At 36.6% G+C, this 20,864-nt stretch carries 20 protein-coding genes and 1 riboswitch; of the genes, 9 read left to right on the top strand and 11 right to left on the bottom strand.

The window, feature by feature from the left end; all coding sequences use genetic code 11:
- Positions 1-15: 15 nt before the first annotated feature.
- A complete protein-coding gene (locus DN064_RS04330) occupies positions 16-495 on the bottom strand; it encodes a heme-binding domain-containing protein (RefSeq protein ID WP_115461410.1) in 480 nt (159 codons plus the stop codon).
- Positions 496-530: 35 nt separating this feature from the next.
- On the opposite strand from DN064_RS04330, the gene DN064_RS04335 reads away from it, so the two are divergent.
- Positions 531-1,097, top strand: a complete 567-nt coding sequence (locus DN064_RS04335) for an adenylosuccinate lyase (protein WP_115461411.1) — start codon at positions 531-533, stop codon at positions 1,095-1,097.
- On the opposite strand, the gene DN064_RS04340 is transcribed toward DN064_RS04335, so the two are convergent.
- Positions 1,084-2,067, bottom strand: coding sequence for a DUF1028 domain-containing protein (locus DN064_RS04340; protein WP_115461412.1), 984 nt, complete (start codon positions 2,065-2,067; stop codon positions 1,084-1,086). The genes DN064_RS04335 and DN064_RS04340 overlap by 14 nt on opposite strands.
- 88 nt (positions 2,068-2,155) lie before the next feature.
- Here DN064_RS04340 and purB point away from each other — a divergent pair, with 88 nt between their 5' ends.
- Positions 2,156-3,499: an adenylosuccinate lyase gene (purB, locus tag DN064_RS04345; RefSeq protein ID WP_115461413.1), complete on the top strand. Its 1,344-nt coding sequence runs from the start codon at positions 2,156-2,158 to the stop codon at positions 3,497-3,499.
- A gap of 221 nt (positions 3,500-3,720) precedes the next feature.
- Here the strand turns inward: purB and DN064_RS04350 are convergent, their stop codons facing one another.
- Genes DN064_RS04350 through DN064_RS04365 form a run of 4 tightly spaced genes read right to left on the bottom strand, consistent with a single transcriptional unit; the run spans position 3,721 to position 5,891 of the window.
- The gene (locus tag DN064_RS04350; protein ID WP_115461414.1) at positions 3,721-4,272 is read right to left on the bottom strand and encodes a DUF4252 domain-containing protein; all 552 of its coding nucleotides are present in this window, start codon (positions 4,270-4,272) and stop codon (positions 3,721-3,723) included.
- 14 nt (positions 4,273-4,286) lie between these two features.
- Positions 4,287-4,895, bottom strand: coding sequence for a DUF4252 domain-containing protein (locus DN064_RS04355; protein WP_232827381.1), 609 nt, complete (start codon positions 4,893-4,895; stop codon positions 4,287-4,289).
- Positions 4,896-4,906: 11 nt separating this feature from the next.
- Positions 4,907-5,395, bottom strand: coding sequence for a hypothetical protein (locus tag DN064_RS04360; RefSeq protein WP_115461415.1), 489 nt, complete (start codon positions 5,393-5,395; stop codon positions 4,907-4,909).
- Positions 5,382-5,891, bottom strand: a complete 510-nt coding sequence (locus DN064_RS04365) for an RNA polymerase sigma factor (RefSeq protein ID WP_115461416.1) — start codon at positions 5,889-5,891, stop codon at positions 5,382-5,384. Before DN064_RS04365 ends, DN064_RS04360 begins: the two co-directional genes overlap by 14 nt.
- Before the next feature lie 261 nt (positions 5,892-6,152).
- On the opposite strand from DN064_RS04365, the gene DN064_RS04370 reads away from it, so the two are divergent.
- Positions 6,153-7,673 carry a S41 family peptidase gene (locus tag DN064_RS04370; RefSeq protein ID WP_115461417.1) on the top strand — a complete coding sequence of 507 codons (1,521 nt, stop codon included), beginning with the start codon at positions 6,153-6,155 and terminating at the stop codon, positions 7,671-7,673.
- 36 nt (positions 7,674-7,709) lie between these two features.
- Here the strand turns inward: DN064_RS04370 and DN064_RS04375 are convergent, their stop codons facing one another.
- Positions 7,710-9,638 carry a TonB-dependent receptor plug domain-containing protein gene (locus DN064_RS04375; protein WP_115461418.1) on the bottom strand — a complete coding sequence of 643 codons (1,929 nt, stop codon included), beginning with the start codon at positions 9,636-9,638 and terminating at the stop codon, positions 7,710-7,712.
- Positions 9,639-9,701: 63 nt separating this feature from the next.
- Positions 9,702-9,901, bottom strand: a riboswitch (cobalamin riboswitch).
- A gap of 66 nt (positions 9,902-9,967) precedes the next feature.
- Between DN064_RS04375 and DN064_RS04380 the strand changes: the two genes are divergently transcribed.
- Genes DN064_RS04380 through DN064_RS04400 form a run of 5 tightly spaced genes read left to right on the top strand, consistent with a single transcriptional unit; the run spans position 9,968 to position 14,834 of the window.
- Positions 9,968-11,101, top strand: a complete 1,134-nt coding sequence (locus tag DN064_RS04380) for an ABC transporter substrate-binding protein (RefSeq protein ID WP_115461740.1) — start codon at positions 9,968-9,970, stop codon at positions 11,099-11,101.
- A gap of 1 nt (position 11,102) precedes the next feature.
- Complete coding sequence (locus DN064_RS04385) at positions 11,103-12,134, top strand: FecCD family ABC transporter permease (protein ID WP_115461419.1); 1,032 nt, start codon at positions 11,103-11,105, stop codon at positions 12,132-12,134.
- A gap of 1 nt (position 12,135) precedes the next feature.
- Positions 12,136-12,930 carry an ABC transporter ATP-binding protein gene (locus DN064_RS04390; protein ID WP_115461420.1) on the top strand — a complete coding sequence of 265 codons (795 nt, stop codon included), beginning with the start codon at positions 12,136-12,138 and terminating at the stop codon, positions 12,928-12,930.
- A 37-nt stretch (positions 12,931-12,967) separates the two neighbouring features.
- Complete coding sequence (locus tag DN064_RS04395) at positions 12,968-14,290, top strand: DNA recombination protein RmuC (protein ID WP_115461421.1); 1,323 nt, start codon at positions 12,968-12,970, stop codon at positions 14,288-14,290.
- A 49-nt stretch (positions 14,291-14,339) separates the two neighbouring features.
- Positions 14,340-14,834 (top strand): acyl-CoA thioesterase, encoded by a 495-nt coding sequence (locus tag DN064_RS04400; protein ID WP_115461741.1) that lies wholly within the window; start codon positions 14,340-14,342, stop codon positions 14,832-14,834.
- A gap of 4 nt (positions 14,835-14,838) precedes the next feature.
- Here DN064_RS04400 and DN064_RS04405 read toward each other — a convergent pair whose 3' ends face one another.
- From DN064_RS04405 to rpmH, 3 genes are all read right to left on the bottom strand, one after another.
- Entirely contained in the window at positions 14,839-15,462 is a 624-nt protein-coding gene (locus DN064_RS04405; protein WP_115461422.1) for a T9SS type A sorting domain-containing protein, read from the bottom strand.
- 112 nt (positions 15,463-15,574) lie between these two features.
- The gene (carB, locus tag DN064_RS04410) at positions 15,575-18,427 is read right to left on the bottom strand and encodes a carbamoyl-phosphate synthase large subunit (protein WP_115461423.1); all 2,853 of its coding nucleotides are present in this window, start codon (positions 18,425-18,427) and stop codon (positions 15,575-15,577) included.
- Between the two features lie 101 nt (positions 18,428-18,528).
- Positions 18,529-18,690: a 50S ribosomal protein L34 gene (rpmH, locus tag DN064_RS04415; RefSeq protein WP_115461424.1), complete on the bottom strand. Its 162-nt coding sequence runs from the start codon at positions 18,688-18,690 to the stop codon at positions 18,529-18,531.
- A 153-nt stretch (positions 18,691-18,843) separates the two neighbouring features.
- On the opposite strand from rpmH, the gene DN064_RS04420 reads away from it, so the two are divergent.
- Positions 18,844-19,410: a tetratricopeptide repeat protein gene (locus DN064_RS04420; protein WP_115461425.1), complete on the top strand. Its 567-nt coding sequence runs from the start codon at positions 18,844-18,846 to the stop codon at positions 19,408-19,410.
- Here the strand turns inward: DN064_RS04420 and cls are convergent, their stop codons facing one another.
- The gene (cls, locus tag DN064_RS04425; RefSeq protein ID WP_115461426.1) at positions 19,411-20,862 is read right to left on the bottom strand and encodes a cardiolipin synthase; all 1,452 of its coding nucleotides are present in this window, start codon (positions 20,860-20,862) and stop codon (positions 19,411-19,413) included. It abuts the gene before it with no gap.
- Between the last annotated feature and the right edge of the window lie 2 nt (positions 20,863-20,864).

Raw genomic sequence — 20,864 nt, forward strand, 5'->3', positions numbered from 1 at the left:
TAATTTACTTAAATATTACTCTGGCTTTGCCTTAAAAACATAGGGCATTCTGGCTTGCTCTACCCAGTCCAAAACACTGTGAATTTGGGCTTCAGTTAAGATGGCATCTTTGTGAATCAAGGTGTAACTTGGCAAGGGCATATGACGCCCCTTTACCTCTTCTGCCATTTCTTCCAATTTATGATCTTTTCGCTTTGCAGAATAGTCAATCCATCTAGATACATTAAAATCGCCTTTCCCATGCTCTACATGGTCATTCATCCAGTAGTTAACCGGTGTAATATTGCTGTACCAGGGATAGCGTGTCACATCACTGTGGCAATCAAAACAGGCTGTTTTTAAAATTAGTTTAACCTCCTCAGGAGGTGCCGTTTCAGCAAAAAAGGGCTCAACACTGGCCACGTCCCCTTGGTTCTTCTCGGGACCAAAAAACTGAGCAAGAATAAATACAACCAGTATTACCAGGCCTGCAACCTTTATAATTCGTTTAAGCATTTTGATTAATTTAGAAATTAAATTTACTAAAGGAATTGACAAAAGCAGAATTAATTTCGGAATTGGATCATGTGAATCACTCAAAAGAAAAGCGGACTCATTATTCCAATTACTTTATAAATCACCCCGAAGCCGTCCCGGTGCTTTTGGAGGTTGCCTTTGATTCAAAAATAAAGACATCTTATAAGGCGGCATGGGTACTCGAGTTTTTGTGCAGTTCCAATATTAAGAACATAGCACCGCACCTTGATTTTTTTACCAAGCATTTGACTTATGTAAAATTCGACTCTTCTAAACGGCCAATGGCCAAAATTTGTGAACGTATTGCATTGGATTATTACAAACACAACAATCAATTACTTATAAAAGTCTTAACACCTCAACTTAAAGAACGAATTATTGAAGCCTGTTTTGATTGGATGATCCAAAATGAAAAAGTTGCTGTAAAAGCCTATTCCATGAACGCTCTGTACTTATTTGGGACTGATTACGATTGGATTCACCCAGAATTGGTGTCTTTACTAAAAAAAGACTTTTCTGTACAAAGTGCAGCGTTTAGGGCGAGAGCAAGACATATTCTTAGTAAGCTTAAAGCTTCATAAGCGTTTCCATCTGTTCGTCTGAAATTGCTAAAAGATCGCTTTTCTTTAGACGTGGAAGCAATGTCTGCCAATTTTTATCTTTTTTAAAGATTGAGACTAACATGGTTTTCGCCTTTTCAAAATCACCATTATTAAGCAAATTAATAGCATACCAATATTGCATTTCCAAATTCTCAGGAAACATCTGTTGAGCAGCCAAATACAAAGATTCCGCCTTTGGAGTATCACCTTCCTCCATTGCTAAATCTCCTTTATTCATAAAGTCATAAGCCTTATGGATCTGAATAAGTCGTTCTAATTCATTAACGGGGTCTGGATGATCTTCTACTCTTAAATCCATTAAAGTGTCCTCCCAACTATTACCAGTGACATTGGTACCCTTTACAATTAGAATAGCAGCAGATTGTTTCCCGCGAATATCACCACCAACGTTCTGCGCAGCTTTTAGGCTAGCTATTATTCGATCTGCTAAAGTTCCTGTTGTGTTTTCAAAAGCATTAGCCATAGCCTCCCATACCGTATTATTCAACATCATATTGGCCTGTACAGCATAGTTTGGACCTTGTTTATGACCCGCTTCACCAATACATAATGATCCTGTATGACTGGCGGTACGCCCTTGTTCATCTAAAAAGGCTACCTGGCGGTACATGGCTGCAGGATCCTCTTTAATTAGTTGTGCTAATGCCTTTTCAGGAGATATATCCATTGACATTAAATCCAAACCTTGTGGACCATAGCTTTGTTTAACAAGCGATTGGGTAGCTACAACCCCAACACCAGGTTTAGCGTATATAACCAAGCCACCAACATTAAACCAATGTGATTGAACTGCCACCCCTATATCACCTGTCACTGAGTCTCTGGCTACTATGGAATAGGTATTGACCATAGGCTCATTATTGATGTGTAATTGGGCCATCAATGGCAGTGAAATAATAAGAAATAATGAAAGAATAAATTGTTTCATAACCAGGTCTTTTTATCGAAGATACACAATTTCGAACCAGTATTTTGAGCTAAAAAAACTATCTTTGCCACTTCTTAATTTTTAGATAATGACGCTCAATTCGCTCAAAGCCATCTCCCCTGTTGATGGGAGGTACCGATCCAAAGTAACGGACCTTGAAAATTACTTTTCAGAAGAAGCATTAATTAAATATCGTGTTTTAGTTGAAGTAGAGTATTTTATTGCGCTTTGCGAAATTCCGCTTCCACAATTAAGTGGCGTCAGTTCAGATTTATTTGAGCAATTAAGAGCAATCTATCGCAATTTTTCTGCTATAGATGCCTCGGCTATAAAAGACATTGAAAAGGTAACCAACCATGATGTTAAAGCAGTTGAATACTTTATAAAAGAAAAATTTGACACTCTAGGATTGTCGGGTTATAAAGAGTTTATTCATTTTGGATTAACATCTCAGGACATCAACAATACTGCTGTTCCCTTAAGCATTAAAGAGGCTATTGCAGAGGTTTATATCCCGCAATTAAATAGCTTACTATCCAGTCTTGAAGCCTTAGCAGAAGAATGGGGAAACATCCCGATGCTCGCAAGAACGCATGGTCAGCCAGCTTCACCAACAAGACTTGGCAAGGAGATTCAGGTATTTATTACCCGAATAAAAGAACAATTTGAAGTTTTAAAAACCATTCCTAATGCCGCTAAGTTTGGTGGTGCTACAGGCAATTATAATGCTCATTTTGTAGCATATCCAAACATAGATTGGAAGGTTTTTGGCACTAACTTCGTTGAAGGCAATTTAGGGTTAAACCATTCCTTCCCAACCACTCAAATTGAACACTATGACCATATGGCAGCACAATTTGATGCCCTTAAGCGTATAAACACAATTCTTATTGATCTGGATAGAGACATCTGGACCTATGTTTCCATGGACTATTTTAAACAAAAGATTAAAAAAGGTGAAGTTGGTAGTTCGGCCATGCCACATAAGGTCAATCCTATTGATTTTGAAAATAGTGAAGGTAACCTTGGAATTGCCAATGCATTATTTGAATACTTGTCGTCCAAACTGCCAATTTCCAGATTACAGCGTGACCTTACCGATAGTACGGTTTTAAGAAATGTTGGGGTACCATTTGCACATACCATAATTGGCTTTAAATCAACACTTAAAGGCTTAAGCAAACTATTGTTAAACGAAAGCAAGCTACAAGAAGATCTTGAAAATAATTGGGCTGTTGCTGCTGAAGCCATTCAAACCATCTTAAGACGAGAAAATTATCCAAATCCCTACGAGGCACTAAAAGGATTAACCCGAACCAATGACACGATTAATAAGGCCTCAATTTCTGCTTTTATTGATAGTTTAGATGTGTCTGATAGTATTAAAACTGAACTTAAGGCCATAAGTCCAAATAACTACACAGGGATATAAGTTTTGAGTAATCGAGCTTTAATAATTTCAACAATACTGCTCTACGCTGTATTCCTTCTAGGATATATATTTGATATCTTAGACTTCTTTATAGTCAAATTATTTTTGTACTCCTATCTAGCAGCCCTTTTTATTGCTGTAATTTGGAAACTTTTTAAAAGTTATAATGAAAAAAGCCACTAATCTAGTGGCTTTATATTGATTGATGATTTAGTTTTTACTTATTGTAAGAAATCCATAAACTGGGATATCTCATCACTGTCTAAATCAGACATTTGAATTGAATTAACCAACTTCACAATCTGATTAGCATTCATATCGTCTCCTAAAACTCTTACTATTGCAAATCCTTGATCAGGGCGATGACCAAATAAAATGAGTTCGTCCAAACTATCAGGATCACCCAGGAATTTCACCATGAATTTACCATCTTTAGTGCTACCCCCTCGCATTAGTTCTTCATACTTAGGATCTTTTAAAATGGTTTTTACATGTTCCACTTCCGTCGTAAACTGCTCAGCATTATTCTCATCCACTACAAAGGCTAGCATATTGAGTTTATCAATGGACTCGTAAGCTTCAAGTTGTTCTGCCGTCAGATCATCCTCGTCCAATTCCAGAAAACTAGTTGGAATGTCAAGAGAAGTAAATCCTGGTTTTAACTCGTTATCTACATAATACGTTTGCAATGTTAAACCTTGATTACAACTCGTGAAAGTTGTAATCAAGATTAATACCAATGCTATTCTTTTGATTGATTGATAGGTACCCATGGTAAAAGGTTTTCTTAGTTTTTATCTTCGACTTTCTTTAACTGATCTCCACCAGGTAAATCCATGCTATTGGTCAATTTAGAAATCTCTCTTAAATCGATGTCACCAGTAATAGTTAAAAGAACAGATTCAAATTCTCTTTTCTCACCATTAATAGTAATATCCTGACCCTTGGTCATTTCTTTAAGCCCGTTTACAAACATTAATAATTCTTTCACATGGTTTTCATCTTTACCTTCTTTTACATAGAATTTCACAGTTTGGTCACCATCCTTAATTCGCATTAATTCTTCTAATTGTGAAGACTTCAAATACTTGTTAACAGTGGCATTCATGTCTGCAGAAACCTCAGCGTTATCTGTTGTAAACACTTTAAGACCTGAAATTTTCTTTACCATATCCATTGTCTTTTGCGCTTCTGGATCGTCAAGATCTACATCAATACTTGCTAGCATACTAAACATTTTTTGATTGACTACTACAGAGGCTACATCAGGGTGATCCTCATATTTATCAAAAATACTTTGTGCGAAGGTTACAACCGGTGCCATAATTAAGGCAAGGGCTATTGTTACTTTTTTAATCATTGTTGTTGATTTATTATTCTGACTTATTGTTTTCATTGTTTCAAAAATTAGTTGTTTTTAAAAATTTTGTTTGTCGCTTTTGAGAACTCTCCAAGTCTTCCAGCTTTAGACATACCATCATTTAGATTGTCTGAAACCATTGCTAAAGAGGTTAACTCTTGTTTTCCCTTATTCATCCCGGCAGACACTAAGCTCAATGCTTCCATGGTTTGCTCATAGGTTTCCATTGCCTGTCTTTCTTCTTCAGCAGACGGACCTAGTAAGGTTCTGGGAAGGAAAATACCCAGCATTAGAATGCTTACAGCTGCGACTGAAATCCATTGGTAGAAATATCTCTTTGTAGTTTTTAATGGAACGTCTTTGGTAAACTCTTCTTTTTGACTTATTGAGAAGTACTGGAACATTGGTTTGTAATGCTCTAGATGCGGTGCTACTTGATTGCTTAAAAAGTAATCGCGTAATTCTTGCTCTTCTTGCAGAGTTGTTTCTGCATTGTCGTACTTCTCTAGTAACTCTTCTATTCTATTTAATACCATAACGATGTGTATTAGTGAGTTTTTCTCTTATTGTTTTTCTAGCTCTTGAAAGTGCCACTCTAATAGCAGTTTCTTTCATATCGAGCATTTTTGCTATCTCTTCAAAGTCGTATTGTTCGATATCTCGTAACTGAACTATCATTTTTTGTTGTTCAGGTAGGGTCTCCATTATTTTTTCAACCCAGCTTAGGCTATCTCTAACCTCAACTTCTTTTTGCAGACCAACATTGTGATCTTGATAATTGCTATGAACAATTTTCAAATTTTGAGCCTGTTTTGATTTTAAACGATCCAGGCAAAAGTTTTTGGTCATTGTCATAGAGAATGCTTCAACATTCTTATAGTTCTCAATATTTTCTTTGTGTCTCCATAGTTTTAAAAGTATTTCCTGAGTAGCGTCCTCAGCTTCCTGTTCAGAAACCAAGAGGCGTTTGGCTAATCTAAATACCTTATCCTTAAAAGGCATTACTATGTTGACAAAATCTGACTGTGTCATTTGGTTTGATTGATTGATAAGACCTTGTTATCGGTCTACATGCTTACGACGAGCTTCAATAATATTTGTTACACGAAAAAATAATAATTCTCATTTATTTCGCTTAAAGATTGTATATGCCTGATATTGTGATGGTTATAAAATAAATTAATTTACCACATGAGGACCATCATCTGATTACCTCACTTTTTATTTTTAAATATTGTCAGTATCTTGCTTCGCACGCGTCAAAATTGTAGGCGTGAGATAAAAAAAGCAATGATGAGAATTTCTAAATTTTTACTGGGAGCGTTCCTGTTGACCAGTCTTTCTTCCTGTTTTGAGGATATAGATGACAACTTTGCTGAGGTCAGCGAAATCAACGACTTTGTATGGACAGGCCTTAATGGTTTTTATGTTTATAAGGACCAAGTACCCGACCTGGCCAATTCACGATTTAATACCAGAGCAGAGTATTCTGAGTTTATTAATCAATTTTCTGCACCGGAAGATCTTTTTGAAAGCCTGATTTACGACAGAAATAATGTTGATAGATTTAGTTTGATAGTTCCTAATTACATCGAGTTAGAACAAACGTTACAAGGTCAAAGTAGAACAACTGGTATGGTTTTCGGCCTTCGTTTTTATCCAGGTGAAAGTGAGCGTGTATTTGGTTATGTGCGCTATGTTCTTCAAGGCACACCTGCTGAATCTCAAGGTGTTCAGCGCGGTATGATTTTTAATGGTGTTGATGGTGAACAGTTGACAGCTTCAAATTTTAGAGAACTGTTATTAGGTGAAAATTTAGTCTTTAATATAAATCTGGCTGAGTATAATGATAATGGAACACCCCAAGATAATAGTGACGATAGTGTTATTTCAACAGATGATGATATTTTACTGGCCAAGATTAATTTCAATGCAAATCCAATTTACAGAGCCAACATCACCGAAGTTGGGGACAAAAAGATTGGTTATTTAATGTACAACGCCTTTAGAAGTTCTAATTTAAGTCTTACACAATTAAATGCCTTGATGGACTTCTTTGGAAGCCAGGGTATTAATGATCTAGTACTTGACTTAAGGTATAATGGTGGCGGCAATGTGAACGCAGCGGTATGGTTATCTTGTATGATTACTGGTCAATTCACAGGGAATCTTTTCTTTAAAGAGAATTGGAACAGTGAGGCTGAAGCCATTTTAGAATCGCAAGCACCCGGATCCTTAGACAATCCGTTTGTTGATGAGATGCTTATAAGAAATCAAGATGGAGACGTGACTTTTCAACAAGGCATTAATAGCCTAAATCTAAATCGTGTCTATGTTCTCACTACAGCATCTACAGCTTCCGCAAGCGAGCTTGTTATTAATGGTTTACGCCCTTACATTGATGTGATTCAAATAGGTACCTCAACGCAGGGAAAACCACAGGCCTCGATTACACTCTATGATAGTCCTAACTTTTTGAGAGATGGTGCGAATCCCAGCCATACTTATGCGATGCAACCACTTATATACGAAGCTGAAAATGCATCTGGCTTTTCGAGTTATTACAATGGCTTACCACCTACCGCCGGATTTGAACAATCTGAAAACTATGCGAATATGGGTGTTTTAGGCAACCCTGAAGAACCTCTATTTGCAAGAGCCATTCAAGATATTACAGGAAACGGACGATTGAATATAGAATCAAGCCGCGAAGACTTAAAAACTGTTCCAGACAGTGAGGGATATAATATTCTATTAGATTCCAGGCCCAACAAACTTAAAAGTGCTGCTGAGCTTCTTGGATCCGGATTTTAAATGAATTAGGTGGTTTTATTTAGATTACCATCAACCCTAGAGCATCAAGTTAAAACCAATGTTTACATTTCGACCTCGTGTTGTAAAACCGAATATCTCTTGATACTTCTCATTAAAGATATTAGTGACATTGGCGAAAACCGTCATTTTACCCTTTAATATTTTTTGAGATACATAAAAATCTAATAAGCCAAACGAACTCAGGTTAACAATCTCATTTTCAAATGTGTCATTGTTAAAGAACGAATCTGTTCGTTCACCATTAAACTGATAGTTTAGACTCAATACAGTATTGGTGAACGGCGAGAAGTCTAATCTGGCATTAGCCATTATTTCAGGAATTCTTAAGTTCAATTCTTCTTCCACCTTCGTATAGGTGAAATTGCCATTGAATCCTAATTCCTCTATTATTTGAAGCTGCGCCACCAACTCCAATCCACTGGCAGTAAACTTATCCGCGACGTTCTGATACTGGAATACAAAGTCCCCAGTATTCACAAAGTCAATAAAGTTCTCTTCAATTCTATTGAAATACACCAAGCTAATTACTCCTACCTTATTTAAAGAAACTTCCGCTCCCAACTCAAAAGTTTGATTCTCTTCTGGTTGAAGCTCAGTATTTCCGAAACTAGGATCAAACAATTGAAATAAAGAGGGTGTTATGTACGCCGTACTATAACTAGCAATACCTTTTACATAACCTGAACTAAAATTATATCTGTAAGACGGATTAATGTTGTAAACAACATTAGTCCCATATTCGCTGTGATTATTAACTCTTAAACCAGTATTGACATTTAATCCAAAATCGGATACATAAACAGCATTTGCATAAGGGTCTACAATGTTAAAGTTAGCAATGTCAGGACTAATAGCTTGAACAAAATCATCAGATCCAAATGGAATATTGAAACTTTCCATTTCATTCTTTTGGTAATTCACCCCTAATACCGTGTAAAACTTGTCATTAAAATTATACCTATTAAAAGCATCTATAATTAGACTTCGACCATTTGACATTGATGGAAAGGAGGATTCAAATGCCCTATCAATATTGTTTAATGCGGCATTAATAATTAACGATCCATTGGTATAATTAAACTCAGGCGAAATACCGAATCTGTATTGTTCAGACCGTGATACAAAATCGGCATCTGCATAAGCAAAACTATCGTCAAAGGCTACATCGGCATTGTCAAAGCTACTATAAGCCTTAATTTTAAATTGATTAAATTCATACCCCAGTTTTAATAATCCATTATAAGCGCTGAAGGGGTCTTTTTCGGTTCCTCCCTCAATAGCCGATAAACCATCCGTGTATTGTTGACCAAAACTTGCCAAATAACTGAAGTTATTGGACCTTCCATTTAAAGACACTGAATTTCTAAAATCTCTGATATCGTAGCTACTTTCTTCTGCTGACTGATTACTACCTAGTGTACTTCGTAAGTTAATGTTGAAACCCTCTCTATTAGATTCCTTAAGTTTTATGTTAATAACAGCAGTAGCTGCACCTGATCCATATAGAGTACTGGATGCCCCTTTAAGAATTTCAATTGATTCCACCTGATCTGCATTAAGTAATCTAAGATCGTAGTCATTTGCTATCTGAGAAGGATCCGTCACCTGAATTCCATCAATCATAATTAGGACCTGGCGATTTCGTCCACCACGAACATAGTAGGCAAGATTTTGACCAGCATTACTGCGTACACCATTAATTTCTATCCCTGCGGTTCTGTTAATGATTTGTGCAATACTTTGCCCTTGGAGCTGATCTAACTCTTTAGAGGTAATTTTAGTAATGACTTTTCCAGAGTTTTCACGTTTTAATTCAAATCTGGAGTCCGTAAGGACAATTTCATCTAACGTCTCAACTTTAACAGAATCTGTTTGGGTTTGAGAATTACCCATAGTGAATGCACCTAGCAAAAGCGCACCACAAAACTGTAAGGTTTTGTTCATTTTAAATTATTTGTTCGAGAGAACACACAGATATTGTATGTAAACTTTTATCCCGAAAGTTTGACTTCATTGTCGACTTAGGCAGGTCTCCTGACTTGCGTCTTGTTGAAGGTCTTCCCATCCATTTAAAAAGACAGTGACATCGAAGTTTTCAACAAGCTTTCTAGCTTACAGTTGCGGGAACAGTTCTGGAGTTTCACCAGATTCCCTTTTAATTACAAGATGATTATGATCATCCGTAAACCAAAGTCGGCACAAAAATAAACAAATTGACTGCCTGTAAAGCCAAAAACCTAATTAATATTATTTTTGAAAAAACATCCTATTTCTTGAAACGTCTCATTGTTTTAATCCTCGTACTCTTTTTTGTCTCTTGCAAGTCTGACAAAGTTTCTTACACAAAACCGGTAGCATCTTCAGAATTAGTACTTAATTACGCCAAAGGTTTCAAGGTTACTCATTTCAATGATTACTCAGAGTTAACCATTACGACTCCTTGGCCCAATGCGTCTAGGTCATTTACCTATGCTTTAATTAAGAATACCACAGCCACAGAAAAATTAGATAAGGCTCTATACGATGGAATTATCACAATTCCCATAAAAACTGTTGTTGTTACGTCGACCACCCATATACCGGGATTAGAATTATTGGGAGAAAGCAATAGTCTGGTAGGATTCCCTGGCTGTGATTATATTTCCTCACCATTAATAAGAAATCACATTGATCAAGGATTAATAAAAGAACTAGGGCAAAACGAAGCTCTAAATACAGAAGTAATTCTCACCCTTGACCCCGATGTTCTTATCGGTTTTGGAATTGATGGGGTCAATAAAGCCTTTGAGACCATTTCCAATGGAGGAATCCCCATAATTTACAATGGTGATTGGGCAGAAGACTCACCCTTAGCTAAGGCAGAGTGGCTTAAGTTCTTTGGTGTGCTATTTGATAAAGAAGCTAAGGCTAGTCAATTATTTTCAAAAATTGAATCGGACTATCTAGAGGCAAAAGACATTGCTAAAAATGCCACTTCTATTCCAACAGTTTTAAGTGGGGCCATGCACAAGGATATTTGGTACTTACCACAGGGCACTAGCCCTGAAGGACAGTTCTTGAAAGACGCAAATGTTAATTATTTGTGGAAAGATAGCACTGGAAATGGCAGTCTTGCCTTAAGTTTTGAAACTGTATTTGTCACAGCTCAGAATGCTGATATTTGGATTAATCCCTCCTATTTTACCAGCTACGATCAGTTAAAATCGAACAATGAATTATACACCAAGTTTAAGGCCTTTGAGACCAAGTCTATTTATAGTATGTCCTTAACAAAAGGGGACACCGGAGGTGTTTTATACTATGAACTAGGTTCTGCGCGGCCAGATTTGGTATTAAAGGACATAATTAAAATTTGCCATCCAAATTTATTAGAGGACTATCAAACTACATTTTTTAAACCATTATAATATGGAGCAGACAAATACAGTTTTTAAACTGCCGTTTATGATTCTCAGTATTTTAACTGTGGTTTGCTTTCTCGTCAATATAAGTTTTGGATCTGTATACATTCCTCTAAGTCAAACAATTTCAACCTTCACAGGTTCCTCAGAAGTTGAGGTTTGGAATGTTATTGTAATGGATTATCGCCTACCCAAAGCTATAACAGCAATTCTGGTAGGTTCCGGCTTAGGAATTTCTGGTTTACTTATGCAAACCTTATTTAGAAACCCACTTGCAGGCCCCTTTGTATTAGGTATTAGTTCAGGTGCTAGTCTAGGGGTAGCAATAATAGTACTGGGCTCAGGGCTTTTTAGTATATCATTAGCGACGGTTCTTGTATCTAAATGGGGGATTATTATTGCTGCAAGTCTGGGAAGCTTTTTAGTCCTTCTTGCTGTTTTGGCCATTTCAAGTCGGGTACGTGATACAATGGCTATTTTAATAATTGGGTTAATGTTTGGAAGTATAACAGCAGCTCTAGTCAGTGTACTGTCCTACTTTAGTTCTGCAGAACAATTACAACAATACATATTTTGGGGATTTGGCAATTTGAGTAATCTATCATGGAATGAAATTCTAATTTTTCTGGTCATCTACCTGACTGGGCTCATGTTAAGTATTATATCTATAAAGAACCTAAACACTCTTCTCTTAGGAGATCGTTATGCTAGAAGTCTTGGAATTAGTTTAAAGCAAAGTCGACTTATTATCATTTTGGCAACGAGTCTTCTTGCTGGTGGTATCACGGCCTTTGCCGGCCCTATCGCCTTTGTAGGACTTGCCATTCCACATTTAACTAGACAACTTTTTAAGACTTCAAATCACAAGATTCTCTTACCGGCAGTAATATTGATGGGGGCTATAGTTATGTTGTTATGCGATTTAGTTGCTCAAGTACCGTCTTCAGAACTTACGCTACCGATTAATGCCATAACAGCCTTAGTTGGGGCCCCTGTTGTGATATGGATATTAGTAAAACAACGAAAAATGATGTTCTAATTTGAAATCGAGTAAACAACATACCATCTTAAAAACTCAAAACCTTAATATCGGTTATCACACTAAAAATGGCACAAATACTATTGCTCGAGATTTAAACATCGAAATAACATCTGGGGAGCTTGTTGGACTTGTTGGAGCGAACGGTATAGGAAAATCTACCCTTTTGAGAACAATCACTAAAATGCAAACTGCGTTATCTGGACAGGTTTTCATTAACAACAGTTCCATAAACAATATATCATTAAAAGAACTTTCTCAGGAATTAAGCTTGGTTTTAACAGAGCCCTTACAGACCAAAAACTTAAGTGTTTTTGAATTAGTAGCACTAGGTCGGCATCCTTATACAAATTGGATAGGCTCTTTGACTAAGGAAGACACCTTCCAAATTAATAAAGCTCTAGATCTCATTGGTATAACAGATTTAAAAGACTATAGATGCTTTGAATTGAGTGATGGGCAACTTCAAAAGGCTATGATTGCCCGGGCACTTGCTCAGGATACTAAGTTGATCATCTTGGATGAACCCACCACTCATTTAGATATGTACCACAAAGCATATATACTTAAGCTTCTTCAGGACCTCACCAAAGAGACGGGTAAAACAATTTTGTTTTCGTCGCATGAAATTGATCTGGCAATTCAATTATGCAACACAATGATTGTTATGACTGAGGACCAAGTCCATTGCAACGAACCCTGCGTTCTCATTGAAGATGGAGTATTTGACAGCCTATTTCCCAAGGATCTAATCTCTTTTGATAAAGAATCGGGGCGTTTTAAGATTAATAAATAAGAGAATCTGTTATATTTGAGATAAAGCAATTCTCTTCATGGGCGACACGTTAATCCTTTTCATATCCATACTCATTTCAACTGGTCTAGGTCTGTTTTTAGGTCTAAAGTATGGATCATTAAAAAGTAAATCTGAACAGATTGGACTTAGAGAGCGTGAGTCCATTCTCAATCAAAATATAGAAAGCCTCAAAGAACAAAATGCCCATATATCAGAAGACAGGGAGCTTATTAGAAAAGAAAAAGAATTTTTAAATGCTGAAGTATCTAAAAAATCAACTGAGATTGAAAATCTGCTTCAAAAACAAAAAGAACGTGAGGAATCACTAGTTAAACAGCAAGAATTATTAGAGAATAAATTTAAAGTCCTTGCTGATCGTATATTAAAATCAAACTCTGAGCAGTTTGCCAAAGAGAATAAGGATACCATTAAAAATATTCTGGAACCCCTTCAGGAAAAGATAAAAGACTTTGAAAAGCGAGTTGAAGACAATCAAAAAGAACGTATCTCTATGCATTCCTCCTTTAAGGAACAACTAAAAGGTTTAAAGGAACTCAATCTACAAATGACCAAGGAAGCCACCAATTTAACCCGGGCATTAAAAGGAGATAGTAAAGCTCAAGGGAATTGGGGTGAATTGGTTTTAGAGCGTGTTCTGGAAAAATCAGGACTAGAAAAGGATCGCGAATATTTTGTCCAACAAAATTTCCAAAGAGAAGATGGTTCCAGAGTAATGCCAGATGTGGTGCTTTATTTACCTGACTCTAAAAAAATGATCATTGATTCTAAGGTATCACTGACCGATTACGAAAGGTATGTTAATGCAACTCAAGAAGAACAATCTCAATACCTGACTGCCCACGTCAACTCCATAAAAAAGCACGTAGATCAATTATCAGCAAAAAATTATCAGGATTTGTATGATATTGAATCACCAGACTTTGTTTTGATGTTTATTCCAATTGAACCTGCTTTTGCCATCGCTTTAAACAATGACCCGTCGCTTTATAGTAAAGCATTTGAGAAGAATATTGTTATTGTAACACCTTCTACCCTCTTGGCGACCCTTAGAACTATCGATACCATGTGGAATAATGAAAAGCAGCAACAAAATGCCATTGAAATTGCTAGACAGGCCGGTGGATTATATGATAAATTTGAAGGATTGGTTCAGGATTTAACAGGAGTTGGTAAGAAAATAGATGCCGCCAAGAACGACTACTCAAATGCCATGAACAAGCTGGTAGAAGGCAAAGGCAACCTAATCAGCCGGGTTGAAAAACTCAAAAAAATGGGCGCAAAAGCCAAAAAGTCCTTACCAGAAAACATTCTTAAACGATCTGAAGAATCACTTGAGTAAAAATAGTTACAAATCTGTTAAGGAGTCTCAAATCGAAATCTCCGAATTAATGTTGCCATCGTACAAAAATTTCGGTGGTAAAATTCACGGTGGCTATATTTTAGGATTAATGGATCAAATTGCATTTGCATGTGCTTCTAAACATTCTGGTAGTTACTGTGTAACGGCATCAGTAGATAAAGTCAATTTTCTAAATCCAATTGAGGTTGGGGAGTTAGTAACTATGAAGGCCTCCATTAATTATATTGGAACGTCATCCATGGTGGTTGGTATTCGTGTTGAATCCGAAAACATAATGACCGGAGAAGTAAAGCATTGTAACTCCTCCTATTTTACAATGGTGGCACGAAATAAAAATGGAACTGTTAAAGTACCTGGCCTTATAATCAGATCACGTCTTGAAGCAAAACGATTTCTGAGGGCCGTTAAACGCAAAGATTTTGAAACCCACAAAGAGGAGGCTCTAGCAGCTTTATACAAGAATCTTGATAATTTTCTACCGGAATTACAACAATTTAGGGTTAACCTGGACTTGAAAGATTAGGTTTTTATTGTTTTAAAAAGCGTTTCGTTTGACTTTGTTGATCATTAAATACCTTGACCAAATAAACCCCCGATTTCCAATTACTAACATCAACAGAGGACTGTACCCGCGATAATAAACGTTGATAAACACGTTTACCTAAAACATCATAAACCTCCAATTGATAGTCATTCAATTGGACAGATTCTAGATTGATGTTTAAAAAGTTTGATGAAGGATTTGGTTTTATTGAAAACTTCAAGTCCTGAAAAGCTTGAGTAAGGCTCAAGGTACCCTGTGCAACAACTTCAATGGTACCAAACATTGACCCTGGATGTGGTTCACAAATATAAGGGTTGGTACCAATCTGATTAAAAGTATGTTCAAAAGTAAACCCAGCAGCTTGAACTGTTCCGCTATCAAAGGATTCGGTAGCCCCAGCTTGGCTAACAACATTGTGGGATCCGTTATCTACAAACTCCCACCGTACGGTATCACCTACTTCGATGGTTCTATCAGCATTTCTTGGGGAATCAGCTGGATCAACATTGGAATTGGACCCAAAGGTCCATTCGATAACATAAGTGTTTTGAGCACTGATATTCAGGCTCAAAATAAAGCTTAAAATAAAGAGTAGTTTTTTAAACATAGGCCAAGTATTATTTCAAAGATAGGAATTTCAAAATAAAATTAGCTCTAACCAAAAGCTTTAACAGATTGTTAAGCAGTAGATTAGAGCTTAATCATTAATGATTCAGTTATTACTTGCTCAAATACATTTTTCTTCTAGAGTACAAATCATAGAATTCATCGTCCTTTAAGCTATCTATAAACAAGATACTTTCTCCTGTACTTTTCATCTCTGGACCTAGCTTCTTGTTTACATTAGGAAACTTATTAAATGAGAATACAGGTTGTTTAATGGCATAACCATTTAATTCAGGTTTAAAGTTAAAGTCAGTCACCTTATTATGCCCTAACATAATCTTGGTAGCATAATTTACATAAGGCTCACCATAAGCTTTTGCTATGAAGGGCACCGTTCTTGAAGCTCTAGGATTCGCTTCAATGATATAAACCATATCATCTTTGATAGCAAATTGAATATTGATTAAACCAACGGTGTTCAATGCAAGGGCAATCTTTTTTGTGTGATCCTTGATTTGCTGCATAACAAACTCACCTAAGTTAAATGGAGGCAAAGTGGCATTACTATCACCAGAATGAATACCACATGGCTCTATATGCTCCATGATACCTATGATGTAAACGTTTTCACCATCGCAAATGGCGTCAGCCTCAGCCTCAATAGCGCCATCTAAGTAATGATCCAGAAGTAACTTATTTCCTGGAATAGATTTTAAAAGATCAATAACATGTTCTTCTAACTCCTGTTTATTAATCACAATCTTCATGCCTTGACCACCTAACACATAGGACGGACGTACCAGTATTGGGAAATTCAAACGATCGGCCACTTCCAAGGCTTGTTCAGCAGTTTCAGCTGTATCAAATTCTGGATATGGAATATTGTTTTCTTTTAATAAGGTTGAAAAGTTTCCGCGATCCTCAGCTAAATCAAGAGATTGGAAACTAGTCCCCATGATTTTAATACCGTATCTATCCAGTTTCTCAGCCAATTTTAATGCGGTTTGACCACCTAATTGAACAATAACCCCCTCTGGCTTTTCATGCTGGATGATATCATAAATATGTTCCCAGAAAACGGGTTCAAAATAAAGCTTGTCGGCAATATCAAAATCTGTTGAAACCGTCTCTGGATTACAGTTAATCATAATAGTCTCATAATCGCATTCTGAAGCGGCCAATACACCATGAACACAGCAGTAGTCAAACTCGATACCTTGTCCAATTCGATTTGGTCCAGAACCTAGAACAATGATTTTTTTTCGGTCGGATACAACGCTTTCATTATCAACAGACACCACACCATCTTCTGTCTCCATCTCACTCTCAAAGGTTGAGTAGTAGTAAGGTGTTTGAGCTCTAAATTCAGCCGCACAAGTGTCAACGAGCTTGTAAACGCGATTAATATTAAACTCACGACGCTTATTGTGAACTTCGCTTTCAAGACAGCCGAGCATATGAGCAATCTGTCGGTCTCCATAGCCCTTTTGCTTCGCCTCCAAGAGCAGTTCTTTCTCAATGGAATCAATGTTGTAAGTAGAAATCTCTTGTTCTAAGTGAAATAACTCTTCATATTGCTTGAGATACCACATATCAATTTTAGTGATCTCATGTATACGGCTTAAAGGAATTCCTATTTGAATGGCATCATATAGCACAAATACTCGATCCCAACTTGCATGTTTCAGCTTATCAATAATTTGATCGTAATCCTTATACCCTTTTCCGTCAGCACCTAAACCATTTCGTTTTATTTCTAAGGACTGGGTTGCTTTGTGAAGCGCTTCCTGAAATGAACGTCCAATAGCCATTACCTCACCTACTGCTTTCATTTGAAGCCCTAAGGTTCTGTCTGATCCTTCAAACTTGTCGAAATTCCATCTTGGAATTTTAACAATTACATAGTCAAGAGTCGGTTCAAATAAGGCAGATGTTGATTTGGTAATTTGATTATTCAATTCATCAAGCGTGTAGCCTAAAGCCAACTTAGCTGCAATTTTTGCAATTGGGTATCCCGTAGCCTTACTAGCTAAAGCTGAAGATCTTGACACCCTTGGATTAATCTCAATAGCTATAATTTCTTCATCATCATCGGGGCTCACTGCAAACTGCACATTACATCCTCCCGCAAAATCCCCAATACTACGCATCATATGAATGGCCATATCACGCATTTTCTGGAAGGTCCTATCAGACAAAGTCATCGCAGGTGCCACAGTAATAGAATCGCCTGTATGAATACCCATTGGGTCCATATTTTCAATGGTACAGATGATAACAACATTATCATTCTTATCTCGTAATAACTCCAGCTCATACTCCTTCCAGCCCATCATGGCCTTATCAATCATAACTTCATGAATTGGCGATATCTCCAATCCTCTCGTTAGTGACTTGTCAAATTCCTTTTCATCATATACTATTGATGCACCAGCACCACCTAGTGTAAAGGAAGCTCTAATACATAATGGAAAACCAAATTCCTGCGCAATTTCTTTTCCTTTAAGAAAGGATGTTGCAGTTGCTTGAGGCGCCATACCCACTCCTATTTCAGTCATTAGCTCTCTAAACTTCTCTCTATCCTCCGTTATATTAATGGCATCAATATCAACCCCAATAATTTTCACACCAAAGTCATCCCAAATACCTTTTTCATCAGCTTCAATACATAAATTTAAAGCTGTTTGTCCTCCCATTGTTGGTAGTACAGCATCAATTTGAGGATGTTCTTTTAATATTTTTACAATTGACTTGGTATTGAGTGGTAACAAATACACATGATCTGCCATTGTTGGATCGGTCATGATAGTGGCTGGATTCGAATTGATAAGAATCGTTTCAATTCCGTCCTCTCTCAGTGATCTTAACGCTTGAGAACCAGAATAGTCAAACTCACAGGCTTGTCCAATAATAATAGGTCCTGACCCAATTAGCAGAATAGATTTAATGTCTTTGTTTTTAGGCATTTTTTAGGTTTTTTTTCGGTGTGTAAAAATAGGTATTGGTTGGGTACAAAAAAAGGCGTTACACTTAAGCAACACCTTTAAATATTAACAATTGTTAATCATTATCTTTTATGTCTTGATTCAGATGACACAGACAATTTCTTTCTTCCTTTAGCACGTCTTCTAGCTAATACTTTTCTTCCATTAGCACTTGCCATGCGCTCTCTAAACCCATGTTTGTTTCTTCTCTTTCTTTTAGATGGCTGAAACGTTCTTTTACTCATTGCCTTGTGTCTTTATATATGTTGAATCTAAATGATTAGCTTTTTTCAAAACTGCGTGCAAATATACAACAAGTTTTTACTTTAACAAGAAGCATTTATAAAATTATTTTTAATTGTTTTATTAACTTTGCAGCCCATTTAAAATACAGGTACATGTTCAATAAAAATATAAAATTAGTTCTTGCGGCAGTCATCATTGCATATGCGGGATATCAATTTTACGAAGGATATATTGGTAACGGCATAATGTTCATTTTACTTTCGTCTATTTTCATATTTCTGTATTTCAAAAACGAATTAATTTTACTTGCTTTTCTTAGGCTACGTAAACAGGATTTTGACGGTGCCAAAAAGTGGTTGGTAAAAATTAAAAATCCAGAAGCTAATCTTGTTAAGAAGCAGCAAGGCTATTTAAACTTCTTATTTGGGATCATGGAATCCCAAACTAACATGAATGCCGCTGAGAAATATTTTAAAAAAGCGATTTCATTAGGTCTATCTATGGACCATGATTTAGCGATGGCCAAATTAAATCTTGCCGGTATTGCTTTTAGTAAACGTCGAAAAATGGAGGCTCAGAAATTGTTAACCGAGGCTCAAAAACTCGACAAACGTAACATGCTTGGGGATCAGATAAAAATGATGAAACAACAAATGAAAAAAGCTTCAATTCCTAATCAGCATTACGGCAACAGACAACAAATGGGTCGTAGACGTTGATTACAGGAGTGGGGCTAAAAGTTTTGATAGGGCCTCAAGTAGTTTATGTGCAATGGGACGTTTGATCCAGGTATCCAATTGTAGTTTTTCCGAATCTTTCAGATCATTTAAAAATTGAGTCTTTAGAATCTTACTTGTCTCTCTGTGGTAAATGAAGGCATTGACCTCAAAATTAATTTCAAAACTTCTATAATCCATATTGGCTGTGCCAATTGAACACACCTGATCATCTAGAACTATGGTTTTAGCGTGAACAAATCCTTTGGAGTACCGATAGACCTCCACCCCAGCCTCTAGCATTGGCTGCAAATAAGAATTGGTTGCAGACCCGGAAATCCAGGAATCAGAGTTTTTTGGAATCAATAATTTAACCTCTATTCCACTCCTAGCGGCTGTCTGCAAGGCAGTAATAATCTCATTATTTGGAATAAAATAAGGAGTCGTGATGTAAATGTAATTCTTGGCTGCAAAAATACTCGCCAATATAGCCTGCATAATACTCGGCCAATCAGTGTCTGGTCCGCTGTCCACTATTTGTATGCCTGAAACATTACGTGTTTCAACATCTGGAAAATAGTCTTCCACTACTTCAATTTCCCCATTCTTTACAAAATCCCAGGTTGTAAAAAATAAAATCTGAAGTGGTTTAACAGATTCCCCTTCAAGACGTAAATGGGTATCACGCCAATATGGATTCGTCTCATCATCATTAACATAGTAATCCGAAACGTTGATACCACCTATATAACCGATTTTGCCATCAATCACAACAATTTTACGGTGATCACGGTAATTCATCTTACTTGTAAAACCCTTAAATAGTACCGGCATGAAAGGAAAATGTTTTATTCCTGCTTTTGACATAAGAGCCTTAGAACGTTGGGATATTTTGCTTCCCACATCGTCATATATCAAACGTACCTTGACTCCTGCCCTAGCCTTTTGGCACAACAACTCGATGAGTTCTGTTCCAATACTATCATCCCGAATGATATAATATTCTAAATGAATATGGTGTTGGGCGGCAATGATATCTTTAAATAGTTCCGCAAATTTCTCTTCCCCATTAACTAAAATCTGTACATCATTAAAAATGGTGAGTTTAGACTTTTCATTATTATAAATAAGTTTGAAAAGTTTCGACTTATCATCGAGAACCTCCTCAACAAATTCTTCCTGATATTTCTTGAGCTTTAATTTGTCAAGGATTTGACGAACCACCTTTTGATCTAGGATGTTCTTTCTGTTAAAAATTTTGGATTTCCTGTAGTCTTGCCCAAAGAGGACATAAACAAATAAGCCAAGAAAAGGAACCATCAGTAAGACCAGAATATAACTTACTGTTTTACTTGGGTTTATTTGTTTAAAGAGAATAACAAAAATTAAAGCTACAGCCAGGACAAAATTAATTGTCACTAGAATAGTCCAGATATTCTCCTTTATGTATTCCAATA

It is taken from the genome of Winogradskyella aurantiaca, assembly GCF_003362725.1.
In the GTDB taxonomy this organism is placed as follows: domain Bacteria; phylum Bacteroidota; class Bacteroidia; order Flavobacteriales; family Flavobacteriaceae; genus Winogradskyella_A; species Winogradskyella_A aurantiaca.

Excerpts from the sequence above, each read along its gene's own strand:
- DN064_RS04330 (WP_115461410.1), bottom strand. The coding sequence starts at position 495 with ATGCTTAAACGAATTATAAAGGTTGCAGGCCTGGTAATACTGGTTGTA.
- DN064_RS04340 (WP_115461412.1), bottom strand. The coding sequence starts at position 2,067 with ATGAAACAATTTATTCTTTCATTATTTCTTATTATTTCACTGCCATTG.
- purB (WP_115461413.1), top strand. The coding sequence starts at position 2,156 with ATGACGCTCAATTCGCTCAAAGCCATCTCCCCTGTTGATGGGAGGTAC.
- DN064_RS04350 (WP_115461414.1), bottom strand. The coding sequence starts at position 4,272 with ATGGGTACCTATCAATCAATCAAAAGAATAGCATTGGTATTAATCTTG.
- DN064_RS04355 (WP_232827381.1), bottom strand. The coding sequence starts at position 4,895 with ATGAAAACAATAAGTCAGAATAATAAATCAACAACAATGATTAAAAAA.
- DN064_RS04360 (WP_115461415.1), bottom strand. The coding sequence starts at position 5,395 with ATGGTATTAAATAGAATAGAAGAGTTACTAGAGAAGTACGACAATGCA.
- DN064_RS04365 (WP_115461416.1), bottom strand. The coding sequence starts at position 5,891 with ATGACACAGTCAGATTTTGTCAACATAGTAATGCCTTTTAAGGATAAG.
- DN064_RS04370 (WP_115461417.1), top strand. The coding sequence starts at position 6,153 with ATGAGAATTTCTAAATTTTTACTGGGAGCGTTCCTGTTGACCAGTCTT.
- DN064_RS04375 (WP_115461418.1), bottom strand. The coding sequence starts at position 9,638 with ATGAACAAAACCTTACAGTTTTGTGGTGCGCTTTTGCTAGGTGCATTC.
- DN064_RS04385 (WP_115461419.1), top strand. The coding sequence starts at position 11,103 with ATGGAGCAGACAAATACAGTTTTTAAACTGCCGTTTATGATTCTCAGT.
- DN064_RS04395 (WP_115461421.1), top strand. The coding sequence starts at position 12,968 with ATGGGCGACACGTTAATCCTTTTCATATCCATACTCATTTCAACTGGT.
- DN064_RS04400 (WP_115461741.1), top strand. The coding sequence starts at position 14,340 with ATGTTGCCATCGTACAAAAATTTCGGTGGTAAAATTCACGGTGGCTAT.
- DN064_RS04405 (WP_115461422.1), bottom strand. The coding sequence starts at position 15,462 with ATGTTTAAAAAACTACTCTTTATTTTAAGCTTTATTTTGAGCCTGAAT.
- carB (WP_115461423.1), bottom strand. The coding sequence starts at position 18,427 with ATGCCTAAAAACAAAGACATTAAATCTATTCTGCTAATTGGGTCAGGA.
- rpmH (WP_115461424.1), bottom strand. The coding sequence starts at position 18,690 with ATGAGTAAAAGAACGTTTCAGCCATCTAAAAGAAAGAGAAGAAACAAA.
- DN064_RS04420 (WP_115461425.1), top strand. The coding sequence starts at position 18,844 with ATGTTCAATAAAAATATAAAATTAGTTCTTGCGGCAGTCATCATTGCA.